This window comes from Bradyrhizobium sp. USDA 4504 (assembly GCF_054063995.1).
Genome location: NZ_JBSSGV010000001.1, coordinates 7,808,391 through 7,822,151, shown reverse-complemented (window position 1 = coordinate 7,822,151; position 13,761 = coordinate 7,808,391). Strand labels below are relative to the sequence as shown.

Below are 13,761 nucleotides of genomic sequence, written 5' to 3'. Positions count from 1 at the left end.
ACGCTACTAAGGTTAGACCTTGTCGGTTTCAGGACGCCTTCGTGCGAATCCGGAAATGATTTCGTCGGAACCGGGCTCTCTTATCCGAATTGATGAGACGGCGGGCCGAAGGGGTCCGGCTCCATTCGAGACAACACTTAAGAGAATTTTCTGCCCAAATTTGAATCAGACGCACAGCAAACCTTCCAAAGATGCACCCACTGAATTCTTTTTGATTGTCGCCCCGACTCCCGCCGTGCCATCAGGGCCTGTGACACTGTGATGACAAGGGTTTCTCCCGTGACTGCCGAACCGGCCAAACCGCAAGGCGACTCCCGTCGCCGCTCCAAGGAAACCCAGGACGAGGTGGCGCGGTCGCTGGAACGGGAATTGAAGCTGCTGACGGAAGAGCGCCAGGAGCGCGCGCTCCGGTTCGGCCTCGACATTGCGGGCAAGACGCCGAAGGTGGACCAATAAGGTCGCCGCCGCGCTGAGAGCCTCGGGCGCATAGTTTCCTTAGCATTGTCGATTCGCGCGGCCGTCTGCCATGGCGGTGTGCGTGTTGGCGTGCGCCGGTCGTGATTTCCTGCGATCATGCCGCCAAGGTCGCTGCGCGGGCACGACGCCTTCTGCACTATTGCAACGACCAGTCCCAGCTACAACGTCCGCCGCGGCGTATGGGTCCCGGCCTTCGCCGGGACGACGCGAAGGAAGCCGAGCTTCACGTGCCCGAAATGGACAGGGACGCGGCCCGCGCTCGAGCTATTGCGCGCCCGGCGCTTCAGCGTCGGCCTTAACGTCGCGGCCGAAGCGATCCTTGCCGCTGAGCCGGGCCTTGCCGCCATCGAATGACAGCAGCCATCGGCGGTCGGTATCGCCGCCGACCAGACGCAGGTCGATCGCGAATGTCTCGTTGTCCTGCCACGTCCCCTTCAGCGCCATCACGCCGAGCGCCGTTGGCTGACCGAGACGGTAGGCACCGTCGAGCCCGATCGGTCCTGCCAGGGTCGTCACCGGCCTCGCCGGATCCGGCGTCGACGTTTCGAGTTCGTAGTGCGCGGGCTGATCCGTCAGATGCAGCGTTAGTGCCCGCAAATTGAAGCCATTGGCCGGGAAGCGCCAGGTCTTGCCGGAGATGGCGGCGGCCGTCTCGGGCACGGCACCAACCGTCGACGGCTTTTCGGTTGCGATATCGCGCAACGCGCCCGCGAGCTGATTGCCGCCGACGGAGTTCACCGGCAGCGCCGTGTCGGATTTGACCGCGCCCGAAATCTCGTCGGCCATTCTGCCGAACGAGCAATAGTCGCGCGCGGTCACGACCGTGACGATGTCGAGCGCGGGAAACAGCATGAGGAGCTGGCAGCGGTCGCCGACCGCCATGACAACCTGCCGCTGCGACATGACCCAGAAGAAATTGGCGTAGCGCAACGATGAGTCGAACGAGGCGTGCATCTCCGTCGTCGCATGCCTGATGCGGTCGACCCAGCCGGTCGGCAGCAAGCGCTGCCCGTCCCATTCACCGTCATGCAGATAGAGCAGACCGATCCTGGCCGCGTCGCGCGGCGCGAGCTGAAGCCCGCCGCCGCCCTGCGTCAGTCCGGGACCGATGCTGTGCCAGTACGGCGCGGCTATCCCGAGCGGGCGAAACAGTTTGGTCACCGCGTAGTCCCGCGCGCTCATGCCGGTGAGCTTGTTGATGATCGCAGCCAACAGCTGCGCATTGCCGGTGTTATAATCAAACGCCTCGCCCGGCGCCTTCGCCATCGGGCGGTCGAGGATGAACTGGATCGCATCAGGGCTGCGCCCCCACTCGATCAGCGAGTCCGGTCGGCCACCCTCAACGCCTTCGGTCCAGGCCATTCCCGAGGTCATGTCCAGCATGGTCTGGACCGTGATCGCCCGCTTGCGGTCGTCGAGATTGGCGATGCTGCGATCGCCGAAGAAATCCACCATACGATGGTCGAGGCTGTCGAGCACGCCATCCCTGAGCAGCATCGCGACCAGCGTGCCGGTCACCGCCTTGGTGACGGAATTGAACAGATGCGGGATCTCCGGCGTGTAGGGCGCATAATAGGCGTCGAGCACGATCCGGCCGTGCCGCGCGATCAGAAGGTTATCGAGACTGTGGTCCGCGCCAAAATTGACGAGCCGCGCCAGCGCGGCGGAATCCATCCCCTGCTCTTCCGGCGTCGAGGTCTGCCACTGCCAGGTCTGCCACTGCGAGGTCTGCGGCATCGGCTCGGCGGCGCCTTGCGCCCGGGCTGCGCCCGACAAAGCCGAAGCTGCAAGCACGAGCCCTGCAAGCATCGGCAGCGCCAAACGTTGAACTTGCATCGGCGTCTCATTGCGACACGGCGGAGAGCCGCACCATCCGCGATCCCTCGCTTGCTTGTCAATCGCCGCCGCGACCGCGCGCCAATCAGGACGGGCAAGACGTCTAGCGCTGCCGCTGCGCGAGATAGAATCCGGCCAACACGGCGGCCAATCCGGCCGCCTGCAGCGTGGTTGGTGGCTCGCCGATCAGGAGCCATCCCAACAGCAGGGTCAGCACCGGCACTGTCGCAGGAAATACGGCTGCGCGGGCAACGCCCAGGCGCTGGATCGACACCGCGAACAAATACATCGCCGCGGGCCCGGCCAGGATGCCCTGGGCGATGGCCTGCAGCGTGTTTTCATGCAGGCCGATGGCCGCATCGCGAGCGAGCCCACCCGAGACGGCATAGAGTGGAAACAGCGAGAGCGACAGCACGCTGATGACGCTGGCCACGGAGAACGCCGAGACACGCCAATAGCGCACCAGCGTGGCGAAGCCCGCGAACATCAAGCCGGTCGCAACGAAGATCAAATCGCCGATCACGGCGCTCGGCCCCATATGGCCGATCGACTCGCTGCCGATCACGGCAAGGCCGACGACGATGACGACAGCGCCGGCTGCCCGCGAGAGCGAGACCGCTTCCTTCAGCAAGACGACCGCGAGAAACAATCCACCCAGCGTCGCGCAGGACGGCTGGATCACGCTGCCATGCCCCAGCGGCACGAACATGAAGCCGGCATAGCTGATCAGCGACATCACCGGCCCGCCCAGCAGCATCAGCGCCATGCCGCGGCCCCAGCCGATGCCGCAGAGATCGCGGAGGCCGGCGCGCACAACGAGCGGCAGGAAGACGATGCCCGACCACAGGAAGCGATGCATCAGCAGGTCGACCGGTGTGAAACCGACCTTCAGGCCGTGTCGGGTCGCCACGAAGCCGAGCGCCCAGCACAGCGCCGCACCGAGGCCGCATGCGACCCCGAGCAGGATGGCTTTCGTATCCGGAAGAGCTGCAGCCTTGGCGATGGCCGAACGTTCGTTCATCGCGAACGACTACGTTAGTGCCGGAAGCGGATCAACCCATCGATACGCACGGCTGGTTGGCGCAAGCCTGCCAGGGTCCGCTTGGATCAAGCTCTGACGTCATTCCGCGCTGCCGCGATGTCCGCTTGCTGCAAAGGGCGAGCTCGAGGGCCGGTTCACCCTAAGGGAAGCTGGCCTTTCACAGACAAGACGTGGGACTTACTTCCGCGGTTCAACCACGGTTTTTGTCGATCCGTCCGGCGCTCCCTGCATTCCCGGCGGGCTTTGACCTTGCGGGCTTTCCGGCGGCGCACCACCTGATTTTGTTTCAAGTGGCCCGGTCCAACCTTGTGGCTGCAATTGACCTTTTTCTTCCGGTGCCGAGCGCCCCGTTGCCGTGTTCACGTCCTTGTTGGGATCGGCCTGGGCTAGCGCGAATCCACACGACAACGCCCAGCCAATCGTCGTCATCAGAATGATCCTCATTCCGACCTCCCTTGGCTAATCGTACCAAACAGGCTGCACCGGCTTCGGTTCCGTTTGCCGAAGGAGGCGACCAAAACCGGCGTCAAACGATACCCGCTATGGGTCCAGCAGCGGACGTTCGGATGTGGAGCATCAGTCTTAAGCCGCGGGCGAGCCGCTGCGTTGAGGAAACAGCCGAGGTGCCCCCTCAGGAAGTAACTCGCAAGCCTGGAGCACGCCGTAGACGAGCGCTGCTAAAATGATGAAACCGACAATGCGATTGAGTTTGAACACCAAATCTCGAAGCTCTTCGTTGCCAAGCGCCATATTGCCCGAGATGCATCACTCGCAGCAAGAGCACCGAGGCCACGAAGATCAACGCCGCCATCATGCCGCGATGATCGAATGCTTGTACAACCGGGCCACCAACGTAAACAAAGGCCCTTCGGAAGATCAGGCGGCGCTGTAGCCGCCGTCGACCACGTGCGATGCGCCGGTCATGAACGACGCCTTGTCCGAGCACATCCAGACCACGGCTTCGGCGATTTCCTCGGGCACGCCCAGGCGACGGACCGGCACCTTGGCGATGATCTCGTCGTAGCGTTCATCCATCGTCTCCTTTGTCATCGGCGTCTTGATGTATCCGGGATTGACGCAATTCACGCGGATGCCGTCCTGGGCATATTCGATCGCGGCGGACTTGGTCAGCCCGACGACACCGTGCTTGGTCGCGACATAGTGGCCGGACGTCGCGAGGCCGACCAGGCCTGCGATCGAGGCCGTATTGACGATGGCGCCGCCACCGCCCTGTTTGAGCATTTGCGCGACCTCGTATTTCAGGCACAGGAACACGCCCATCAGGTTCACCGAAAACATCTTGGCCACCGAGGCTTGCGTGAGTTCATGAATGCGCTGGCCGGGCGGGCCGACGGAGCGCCCGGCAACGCCGGCATTGTTGAACGCACAATCGATGCGCCCGAACGCCGAAACCGTGCGGGCCACCATGTTCGCGACGTCGGCCTCGTCGGTGACGTCGCCCTGGATCGCGATCGACTGGCCGCCGGCGGCATTGATCAGCGCGACCGTCTCCTCGATGCCGTCCTTCGAGAGGTCCGACACCGCCACGCGCGCGCCTTCACGCGCCATGGCAATTGCCGTCGCCCGGCCGATGCCGGAGCCGCCGCCCGTCACCAATGCGGCCTTGCCGTCCAGAATGCCTGCCATGAGAAACTCCTCGAGCGCGATGAGAGTACGATGAAATTGGGCTGAATCATTAATGCGCATGAGCTCTTTGTTTGAGCATGTTCTTGTCGGAAAACCGCTTCGCACTTTTCCGGATCATGCTCTAGCGCTTGCCTTCGATTGCGATCTCGACGAGGTACGGCCGCTGCGCCGCGACAGCCTTTGCGACGGCACCGGCAATGTCGTCGGCCTTCTCGACCCTGACCGCCTCGACGCCCATGCCGGCCGCGAGATGCACGAAGTCGAGCGCGGGGCCGGTGATGTCCATGTTCTGATAGGGATGCTGGGTACCGGCCTCAAAGTTCTGGCGCCAGACGTCCACATTGTGCTTGAGGATGCGGTACTCGCGGTTGGCCAGCACCACGAACACGATCGCAAGCCTGTGGTGCGCGGCGGTCCACAGCGCCTGGATCGCGTACATCGCCGAGCCGTCGCCGGAGATCGCGACCACCGGACGATCCGGCATCGCGACCTTGACGCCGATCGCCCCGGCGAGGCCCTGGCCGATGCCGCCGCCGCGGCCGCCGAAATAATCGCCGAAGCCGCGATAGTCGAAGGCGCGCGCGAGATCGAGGCTCGCCGTGATGCTTTCATCAACGATGACGACATCATCGGGCAGGCCGCGACGAAGCTCCGCGGTGACACGCGGCATCGCGGTCGGCTGCCGGTCCCGGCTTTTCTCGACCCGCGCGCGATAAGCCTCCTTCTCCTTCGCCTGCAATTCGGCCAGCGCGGCATTGCGGTTCTGCGCGGCCTGCCTGAAGTCCGCGCTGGCCTTTGCACGCACCGCCTCCGTCAAGGCACCGACGCTGACGGCGATGTCGCCGACGATGCCGGCATCGAGCCGGTTGTTGAGCGCGAGACGCTCGGCCGAGGCTTCGATCTGCAGCACGGACGCGCCGTCAGGGATGTGGCCGCCAGGCGCAAACCAGATGTCCTCAAAGAACGGGCCGCCGACCAGCAGCACGAGATCGGCATCGCCGAGCGCCTTGCGCACCTGCCTTGCGTCGCCCGGAAGCGACTGACGATAGCTCGGATGGCTGGTCGGGAACGGCGCGTGATGGCGGAGCCCCTCGAACCACACGGTGGCGCCGATCGCTTCCGTGAGCACCACCAGCGCCTGCTCGCCGCCCGATCGTGCCACGTCGTCGCCAGCGATGATGGCCGGCTTTTTCGACTTCAGAAGCAGCGCGACAAACGCTTCGATGCCGGCCGGATCGGGGCGCGGCGAGCGCCACAAATTGTCCGGCGCCAGAGCATCGACCGCGGTCTCCTGTTCCATGACGTCGATCGGCAGCGACACGAACACCGGCCCCTGCGGCGCATCGGTCGCCACCTTGAACGCGCGGCGCATGATCGGCGCGATCTCGTCGGCGCGCTCGATCTGCACGCTCCACTTGGTCACCGGCGCCGCCATCGCGACGAGGTCATGGCCGAGCAGCGGATTCTTCAGCCGCATTCGCGTATCCTGCTGGCCGGCCGTCACGACCACGGGCGAACCCGCCTTCAGCGCGCCGTACAGCGAGCCGATGCCGTTGCCGAGGCCGGGCGTGCAGGTTGGCGACCGTGACACGCCCCGACGCCTGCGCGTAGAAGCTGGCGGCGCTGACCGCGACACCTTCATGCAGCGCCATGATGTATTCGAGTTGCGGAAATGCGGGCAGGCTGTCGAGCAGTGGCGTTTCGGTCGTGCCAGGATTGCCGAAGATATGACGCACGCCGTGCGACACGAACGATTCCATCAGCACACGGCGCCCGCGCATTCGCTCCCTCTCGATTGTTCTGATCCGTTTTGCGCATCATCGGCCGGGGAGCGCCCCGTGGCAACCGTGCGAGACGGCCAGCATCCGCGCGCCCGGCTGCGTCTTCCGCATGGCTTCAAGGCGCAGCCGCGCCAGCGAGACCACGGCCCTGCCACTTCCGCGGCCGAACCAGCCAAAGAAAAGGGCCACCGTTTAGGTGGCCCTTTTGCTTATTTCTTGAGGTTGGCGGCAAACAGCTTTGCGGCTTCGGCCTTGGATTCCTGATCGGCCTTGGCGTCGTATCTGAGCGGCAAATTGAACTTCTTGCCGAGCTCGGTGGCTTCGGGGTTGGTGAACGCGTGAACCGCGCCGGGATACTCGACGATGCGGTAATCGGCCTTCGCGGCGTCGAAATCCTTCTTCAGCGCATCATACTGCTCGCGCTTCACGAACGGGTCGTCCGCGCCGTTCAGGATCAGGATTTTCGCCTTGATGGTGCCCGGCGCCGGTGCGGGGGTATTGAGACCGAGCGAGGCGTGGAAGCCCGCGACGGCGGCAAGATCGGCGCCAGTGCGCGCCATGTTCAGCACCACCGCGCCGCCGAAGCAGTAACCGACGGCGCCGATCCGCTGCGGATTGACCGAGGCCTGCTTGGCGAGTTGCTCGCGCGCGGCATTGAAGCGCTGCTCCATCACCTTCGGGTTCTTCATCACCGAGCCCGAGAGCGCGCCGGCATCCTTCGGGTTGTCGGCAGTCTTGGCGTCGCCGTACATATCCGCGATGAAGGCCACGTAGCCCTGCTCCGCGAACTTCCGCGCCTCGTTATGGATATGCGGGGTGATGCCCCACCATTCGTGCACCATGACGATGCCGGGCCGCTTGGCCTGGGTCGCGTCGTCATAGACGACGAAGCCCTTCATCGTGGTCTCGCCGTCGGTATAGGTGACCGGCTCTTCCTTGACCGCTGCGTGTGCGCTCGCGACCATCGCGATGGCGCAGAGTGCTCCCACTATGTTCGTTATGATCGTTCGCATGCTGACCTCCTGCGGGTTTGGCACGACGCGACATTGGCATACCAGCGAATCCTGCGCTAGGCTTGGAAAGCGGAGCCGCTTCGCTCGCCGGCTGCGCATCATCTCCCGAGCGCGCGGGCGTCTGGCCCGCGGCCGAGCGCGCCAACATTTCTGTCGGTTGCTGATCTGTGAACGATGTTGCGTCAAGGTCAGCGCGTCGCCGTTGCTGAGCTTGTCGCGCTATCGATGAACGCAACCGGGGTGCCCTTCGCGACACCGGCCGCGACGCGCTGCGCGTCCCAGTTGGTGAGCCGGACGCAGCCGTGGGACTCCGCCTTGGAGACCTTGCCGGGATCGGGCGTGCCGTGAATGCCATAGCCTTCGCCCGAGAGGTTGATCCAGACCACACCGACCGGGTTGTTCGGACCGGGCCTGATCGTGAACGGCGTCTTCGATCTGACGCCCTTGAACGCGTATTTCGGATTGTAGCGATAGGTCGGGTTCTTGTTGATCGCCGTCACCTTGAGCGTTCCGCTCGGCGTCGGCTTCTCCGCGCTGCCGACGGTCGCAGGATAGAAGCCGAGCAGCTTACCTGCTGCATCGAACGTGCTGAGCGCCTGCCGCGTCTTGTCGACCTCGACGCGCGCGACCTGCGGCGGTTTTCCGGCGTCGACGACGTTGGCAACCGCAATGGTCTCGCCGGCCTTGTCGAACTTCTGTCCCGGATTGAGCGCCTGAAGCAGTGCCTCGCTCATGTGGAATTTTTCGGCGAGCGCTTCGCGCGGACTGGTATAGCCCAGCGCCGGCAGGCTCTTCATGCTCTCCATCCTCGCGGGAATCCTCTTCGCGAACGGCCCCTTCACGTCGGCGTCGACGATCGTGTAGCTGACGATCGCAGGCCCCTCGCTGGCGGTTGTGAGCCCGCTCCAGAGCTCCGGCGTCACCGCCTTGTCGAAGGACAATCCATTCGCGTCGGCAAACGCCCGGAGCGCCTTCTGCGCGTTGTCGCCCAGCTTGCCGTCGATCTCGCCGGGAGAAAAATGCGCGCGGTCGAGCAGGATCTCGAGCCTGGCAACGAAGGCGTTGAGCTGACCACGGTCCGGCAATTTTGCCGGCGGCGCCGCCACGTCGTTGATCGCGGCCGCATCAAGACCCGCGGCCACCGCCGGCGCGGCCGACACAAGCAAAAGTGCAATCGCAAAACGTGCAACGGAAAACGGTCGGAACATCGTGCATCCCAACGTGATCATCTTCCGTAAAGCTACGGAAAGCGTCGAAGTTCCAATGCGAACAGCGGCGAAGTTCCACGGCGGAACAGCTGATTTCGCGGCTTCGCCGCAATCGACCCGCTAAAAAGTCGTGATCCGAAGTGCATTTGCGCGCAACTCACATCACAATTCAGGTCTCTGGAAGCAAATGCGATTTGTCATCGCGGCGCTTGCCGCGTTTCTTGTCTTGATGCTCGATTTCGATCGTTCGCCCGGCTCGATCAACGCCTCAACCCAAGCCCCGACATTCTCGCGCGACGCGACATCCGACGCCGTTCCGTTTGCCGCGCGCTTTATCGAAAGCGCTGATGCCAGTGAGGCGCCCGCTGCGACGGACGCGGACAAGACGCCCGCGCCTGCGGCGCAGCCGAGCGATGCCGCGGCCGAGCCGCAGCTGTCCGCGATCGACAAATTCTGCCACAGCCTGAAGGACGCGGCGCAGGCGAGCGAAATCCCCGTTGCGTTCTTTGCGCGGCTGATCTGGCAGGAGAGCCGCTTTCGCTCGAACGAAATCAGCCATGCCGGTGCGCAGGGCGTTGCGCAGTTCATGCCGGAGACGGCGGCCGAAGTCGGGCTCGACGATCCCTTCGATCCGCTGCAGGCCTTGCCGGCATCCGCAAGACTGCTGCGCAAGCTGCGCGACGATTTCGGCAATCTCGGCCTGGCGGCGGCCGCCTACAATGCCGGCAGCGGCCGCGTCCAGAAATGGCTCGCCCGGCAGAGCGAGCTGCCGCGCGAGACCCGCGACTATGTCCGGATCATCACCGGCACCAAGGCGGAGGACTGGATCGAGCGTGCCGAGACGCTCGCCATCCGCATCGACTTGCCGGGCGAAGCGCCGTGCGAAGGCATAGGCGGCCTCTCGAAGGCGAAGGATGTCGCCTTCGTCGCGGCGTCGCCGACGTCCGCGGTGACGACGATCATCCGCAAGGCCGAGGCCGCGCGAGAGACGGCAAGGTCGGTCGCCGGCCGCACACGCAAGCGGCTCGCGCTGCTGCTCAGAAGGAGCTCGCCGGGCGCGGCCCGGCTCGGCAAGGCGCGCCCGACCGTCGTCGCCGCCAAAACGAAATCCGGCAAGACCCGCGCCATTCACGTCGCCTCGCGCGCGCGTTCGTCGAGCTGAGGCAGCGTCACGACGCGTGCACCGCCGCAAGCGTGGGCCGGCGATATTTCCGCTCAGGAAACTGAGCGCACTGGTGTATGTTGCCGGTCGTTTTCAGATCGGTTTGCTTGCAATTTTCGTTTCCCAGTGGGCGTTGTCATGACGTTGATCGATGGTTTGGGTTATCTGGCGTCGGCGCTTGTGTTGCTGACGTTCTGCATGAGTACGATGTTGAGCCTGCGCGCTGTCGCGATATTCAGCAATCTGGCATTCATCAGCTATGGATTGGGCGACCGGATCTACCCGGTGCTCATCCTGCATATCATTCTGCTGCCCCTGAACGTGGTGTTGCTGTTCCAGATGGTTCGGCTGCTTCGGAAAGCGAAGCGTGCTGCAGCGACGGACCTTTCTCCGAACTGGCTGCAGCCGTTCATGCAGCCGAAGCATCTCAAGGCGGGAGAAACGATCTTCCGGAAGGGCGACGACGCCGACCTGCTGTACATGGTCGTGTCCGGCGAGGTCAGGTTTCCCGAGATCGATCGCGGGGTATCGGCGGGTGAACTGTTCGGCGAGATCGGGCTGTTTTCGCTCGAGCGCCGCCGCACGCAAACCGCTCAAGCCGCGACCGATGTAGATCTGCTCTGGATCAGCGACAGCGCACTGAGGAAGCTGTGCGAGCGCAACCCGGGACTGTCGCTGTATTTCCTGCGCCTGACGGCGACGAGGATGACGGAAAACGCGGCTCGCGCGATCGGGGTCGGCGAGGTGGCGCCCAGTCCGGCGTAAGGTGCGCCGCCTCGCTTGCCGGCGCTACGGCGCGGACGACGCCGCAAGGCTCGGCAGCGGCGCAAACTGCATCTCCGCAACGGCCGAGCCGGCGTATGCACTGGCGATCAGGATCATGACTCGAATGGCGACGAACATGGTGCCTCCTCAGTCTTGTTGTTGGTCTTTCAATGCCAGAGACTTCTTTCCCGCCGGTGAGGAAAGCTGGTTGCCGCAACCTTGAAGGCATTGGTAAGCGGGCCGTTTACGCAAGCCCATTCATGAGTTGGGAACCGTATCGGCTGATCGGCCGCAGCGCTAAACGCGCGGTTCACCGTCACCGGGCATTGTTCGCCTCAATCAAGAAGGCGCAAGCACAATGCCGATTTTCAGGACGATCCTTGTTGTCGTATCGATTTTTCTTGCCGGTTTGTACGTCTACGACAGCAGCCGCAGCGATGGGCTCGCCATGCCGGTTTCGGTAAACGAAATCCTTGCACGGCGCTGGCCGGAACCGGACGCGTTTCATCTGACGGCAGCCCCTGTTTCCGCGACCGCCGGCACCGTGACGCCGGCCGCGCGCGTTAGGGAAACGTTTGCGATGTTCATCCCCAAGGATGCGCGACGCCATCCGATGCAGCGCAGCCTTTAGAGCATGATCCGGAAAAGTGGAAACCGGTTTTCCGAAAAGATCATGCTCAAACAAGGAGATGAGATCATGATGCGATTCTGTGGAAACGCATCATGATCTAGCGGCCTCGAGTCAGCCCAGCGACGCGCCGGCCTTGGCGCGGCTTATTCCGAGCGTCACGATGCGCTGCAGGAGATCCGGATAGTCCAGCCCGTCATGCCCGGCGGCCGTCGCGAACTCCTGGCTCTTGGCGATTTCGGGGTTGGGATTGGCTTCGATGAAATACGGAACGCCATTGGTGGACAGGCGGAAGTCGATGCGCGCATAGCCATCGAGCCCCAGGGTCCGGTAGATGCGCTTCGCCAGCCGTTGGATATGGGCGGATAGTTCCGGCGTGAGATCCTCGGCCGGGCCGTCGACAATCCCGACGCGCTCCTGATAGCTGGTATCGTGCTTGACCTTTTCGGTGGCGATCTGGCGCGCGGCAGGGCCGCCCATGCTGCCGAATTTCAGTTCCCACACCGGCAGCACCCGCAGCCGGTTGTTGCCGAGCACGCCGACATAGAGCTCGCGTCCCTCGATGAACTGCTCGGCGATCGCGGCCGTTCCGATCCGCTCATGGATGAAGGCGACGCGCTCGGCGAGCTTCTCGTCGGTATCGACGATCGACGCCTGCGAGATACCCAGCGATCCATCGCTGCTCAGGCTCTTGACGATCAGCGGCAGCTCGAGACGCGGCGGCCGCTTGACCTTGCGGCGCATCGGAAACACGGCGAAGGCCGGCACCGGGATCCGGCGATGGTGCACCAGCGTCTTGGACAGATCCTTGCCGCGCGCCAGGATCAGGCCGCGCGGGTTGCACCCGGTATAGGCGATCTTCATCAGCTCGAGATAGCTCGCGATGTGCTGGTCGTACACGACGTCGTAGTGAAACTCCTCCAGCAGCGTGAACACGACGTGCGGCTTGAAGCCCTCGATCTCGTCGCGCACCGGCTTGATTTCCTCCTGCACGCCGAGCGGACGTACCTCATGGCCGGCCGCGCGCAGGGTGCTGACGACGTCGTATTCCGTCTTCCACTCGTTGATCTCCCGCGCGCTGTATCCATCGCTGGAGTCGGGCGGCACACAATCCGGGTGCATCAGCACCAGAATGCGAAGCTGTTTCATAGCGCGATCCATTTCCGGCGCGACGGGCCGAACAGCGCGTGCATGGTCTTGGCGGTCAGCAGAATGGTGAAGTTTGTCACGAGCTTCTGCTCGGGGCCGACGGCACGCAGATTGAGCTCGCGGCAGCGCGAGATCATATCATCGAGCACGGCATCGAGCGTCAACTGGTTCTCGCCGGTCCACCGCGCCACCAGCTGCCTGATCTGGGCGCGGTGCCGCCTGATGAAGGCCGCGGCCGGCGGACGCCGATAATGCCGCGGATCGGCGGAGAACAGCTTGGAGAGATCGCGGTCGTAGGTCTTCGGCGGCGTGAAGGCGTAGAATGCCTGCTTCTTCCTGTAGTGCTCGGCGAGCGTTTGCTTGAGCGTATGCAGCGGATCGACCCGCTCGCGCGTCGGGAGCAGCGGCCGCTTGCCGGCGATCTCGCCCATCAGCTCGTCGACATATTCGAGCTTCTTCAGCGCGGGCCAGCCGGCATAGCGCGTCCGCCAGTTCGAGCGCGGCCGCAGCCACACCGCGAAGGTCTCGGCGAAGTCCTCATCCGGATGGCTCTGCGCGTACCAGAGCCGAAGATGCTGGACATAATTGCGGCTGGCCGGATTGGGCCGGTAGTAGCGCGGATAGTGCTGCGACGACGGGCCGAACAGCTGCTGCCAGCGCCGGCGGCGCTGCAGCTGGTAGCCGTGCTGCACGGCGTGCCCCGCCTCGTGGCGGAGAATGGCCATGCATTCGGACCACGAGGCGCCCTCGACGTCGAGCATCATCTTCTTCTCGAGCTTCATCAGGCGGGGATGGGCGAGGTAGAACGGGATCGCGATGCCGGGCACATCTGCCGGGCTGAACCATTCGCTCGAGATCCACGTGTGCGGCCGCAACCGGATGCCGCGCTCCTCGAGCTCCTCATAGAGAGTATTCACACAATCGGCGAGCCAGGTGCCCTCGACGGCAACCCTCAGACGATTGAGCGGTTGCGCGAGCAACTGCTCGTCCGTCAGCTTTTCCCAGGCAAATTTGCGGCGCGGCATAGGCTTCCAAAGTCTAAAGCAAATCGGA

The 13,761-nt window shown here is 64.0% G+C and carries 13 protein-coding genes and 1 pseudogene; 4 read left to right on the top strand and 10 right to left on the bottom strand.

The annotated features are described in order from the left end of the window. Window positions 1-279: 279 nt before the first annotated feature. The gene (locus tag ACVMB1_RS36595; RefSeq protein ID WP_162832420.1) at window positions 280-456 is read left to right on the top strand and encodes a hypothetical protein; all 177 of its coding nucleotides are present in this window, start codon (window positions 280-282) and stop codon (window positions 454-456) included. Window positions 457-741: 285 nt separating this feature from the next. Here ACVMB1_RS36595 and ACVMB1_RS36590 read toward each other — a convergent pair whose 3' ends face one another. The 8 genes and pseudogenes from ACVMB1_RS36590 to ACVMB1_RS36555 all read right to left on the bottom strand — a co-directional run bounded on the left by ACVMB1_RS36590 (window position 742) and on the right by ACVMB1_RS36555 (window position 9,004). Beyond that, window positions 742-2,313 carry a serine hydrolase domain-containing protein gene (locus tag ACVMB1_RS36590; protein WP_076832657.1) on the bottom strand — a complete coding sequence of 524 codons (1,572 nt, stop codon included), beginning with the start codon at window positions 2,311-2,313 and terminating at the stop codon, window positions 742-744. Window positions 2,314-2,416: 103 nt separating this feature from the next. Continuing rightward, entirely contained in the window at window positions 2,417-3,334 is a 918-nt protein-coding gene (locus ACVMB1_RS36585) for a DMT family transporter (RefSeq protein WP_076832660.1), read from the bottom strand. Window positions 3,335-3,532: 198 nt separating this feature from the next. Then, a complete protein-coding gene (locus ACVMB1_RS36580; RefSeq protein ID WP_141340539.1) occupies window positions 3,533-3,799 on the bottom strand; it encodes a hypothetical protein in 267 nt (88 codons plus the stop codon). Window positions 3,800-4,231: 432 nt separating this feature from the next. Then, window positions 4,232-5,002, bottom strand: a complete 771-nt coding sequence (locus ACVMB1_RS36575) for an SDR family NAD(P)-dependent oxidoreductase (RefSeq protein WP_076832663.1) — start codon at window positions 5,000-5,002, stop codon at window positions 4,232-4,234. A gap of 121 nt (window positions 5,003-5,123) precedes the next feature. Then, complete coding sequence (locus ACVMB1_RS36570; RefSeq protein WP_210254759.1) at window positions 5,124-6,593, bottom strand: thiamine pyrophosphate-binding protein; 1,470 nt, start codon at window positions 6,591-6,593, stop codon at window positions 5,124-5,126. Window positions 6,594-6,621: 28 nt separating this feature from the next. Continuing rightward, window positions 6,622-6,762 (bottom strand): annotated as a pseudogene (locus ACVMB1_RS36565) (thiamine pyrophosphate-binding protein); the annotation flags it as partial. A 230-nt stretch (window positions 6,763-6,992) separates the two neighbouring features. Next, window positions 6,993-7,796: a dienelactone hydrolase family protein gene (locus ACVMB1_RS36560; RefSeq protein ID WP_244558952.1), complete on the bottom strand. Its 804-nt coding sequence runs from the start codon at window positions 7,794-7,796 to the stop codon at window positions 6,993-6,995. Window positions 7,797-7,984: 188 nt separating this feature from the next. Continuing rightward, window positions 7,985-9,004, bottom strand: a complete 1,020-nt coding sequence (locus ACVMB1_RS36555; RefSeq protein WP_076832888.1) for a L,D-transpeptidase family protein — start codon at window positions 9,002-9,004, stop codon at window positions 7,985-7,987. Window positions 9,005-9,191: 187 nt separating this feature from the next. On the opposite strand from ACVMB1_RS36555, the gene ACVMB1_RS36550 reads away from it, so the two are divergent. The 3 genes from ACVMB1_RS36550 to ACVMB1_RS36540 all read left to right on the top strand — a co-directional run bounded on the left by ACVMB1_RS36550 (window position 9,192) and on the right by ACVMB1_RS36540 (window position 11,562). Beyond that, window positions 9,192-10,166, top strand: coding sequence for a lytic transglycosylase domain-containing protein (locus tag ACVMB1_RS36550; RefSeq protein WP_076832665.1), 975 nt, complete (start codon window positions 9,192-9,194; stop codon window positions 10,164-10,166). Between the two features lie 138 nt (window positions 10,167-10,304). Further along, complete coding sequence (locus ACVMB1_RS36545; protein ID WP_076832668.1) at window positions 10,305-10,931, top strand: Crp/Fnr family transcriptional regulator; 627 nt, start codon at window positions 10,305-10,307, stop codon at window positions 10,929-10,931. A gap of 358 nt (window positions 10,932-11,289) precedes the next feature. After that, window positions 11,290-11,562, top strand: a complete 273-nt coding sequence (locus ACVMB1_RS36540; protein ID WP_076832671.1) for a hypothetical protein — start codon at window positions 11,290-11,292, stop codon at window positions 11,560-11,562. Between the two features lie 111 nt (window positions 11,563-11,673). On the opposite strand, the gene ACVMB1_RS36535 is transcribed toward ACVMB1_RS36540, so the two are convergent. Both ACVMB1_RS36535 and ACVMB1_RS36530 read right to left on the bottom strand, forming a co-directional pair. Beyond that, complete coding sequence (locus ACVMB1_RS36535) at window positions 11,674-12,708, bottom strand: D-alanine--D-alanine ligase family protein (protein ID WP_050382451.1); 1,035 nt, start codon at window positions 12,706-12,708, stop codon at window positions 11,674-11,676. Further along, window positions 12,705-13,733 (bottom strand): putative zinc-binding metallopeptidase, encoded by a 1,029-nt coding sequence (locus ACVMB1_RS36530; RefSeq protein ID WP_057020110.1) that lies wholly within the window; start codon window positions 13,731-13,733, stop codon window positions 12,705-12,707. Before ACVMB1_RS36530 ends, ACVMB1_RS36535 begins: the two co-directional genes overlap by 4 nt. Window positions 13,734-13,761: the final 28 nt, after the last annotated feature.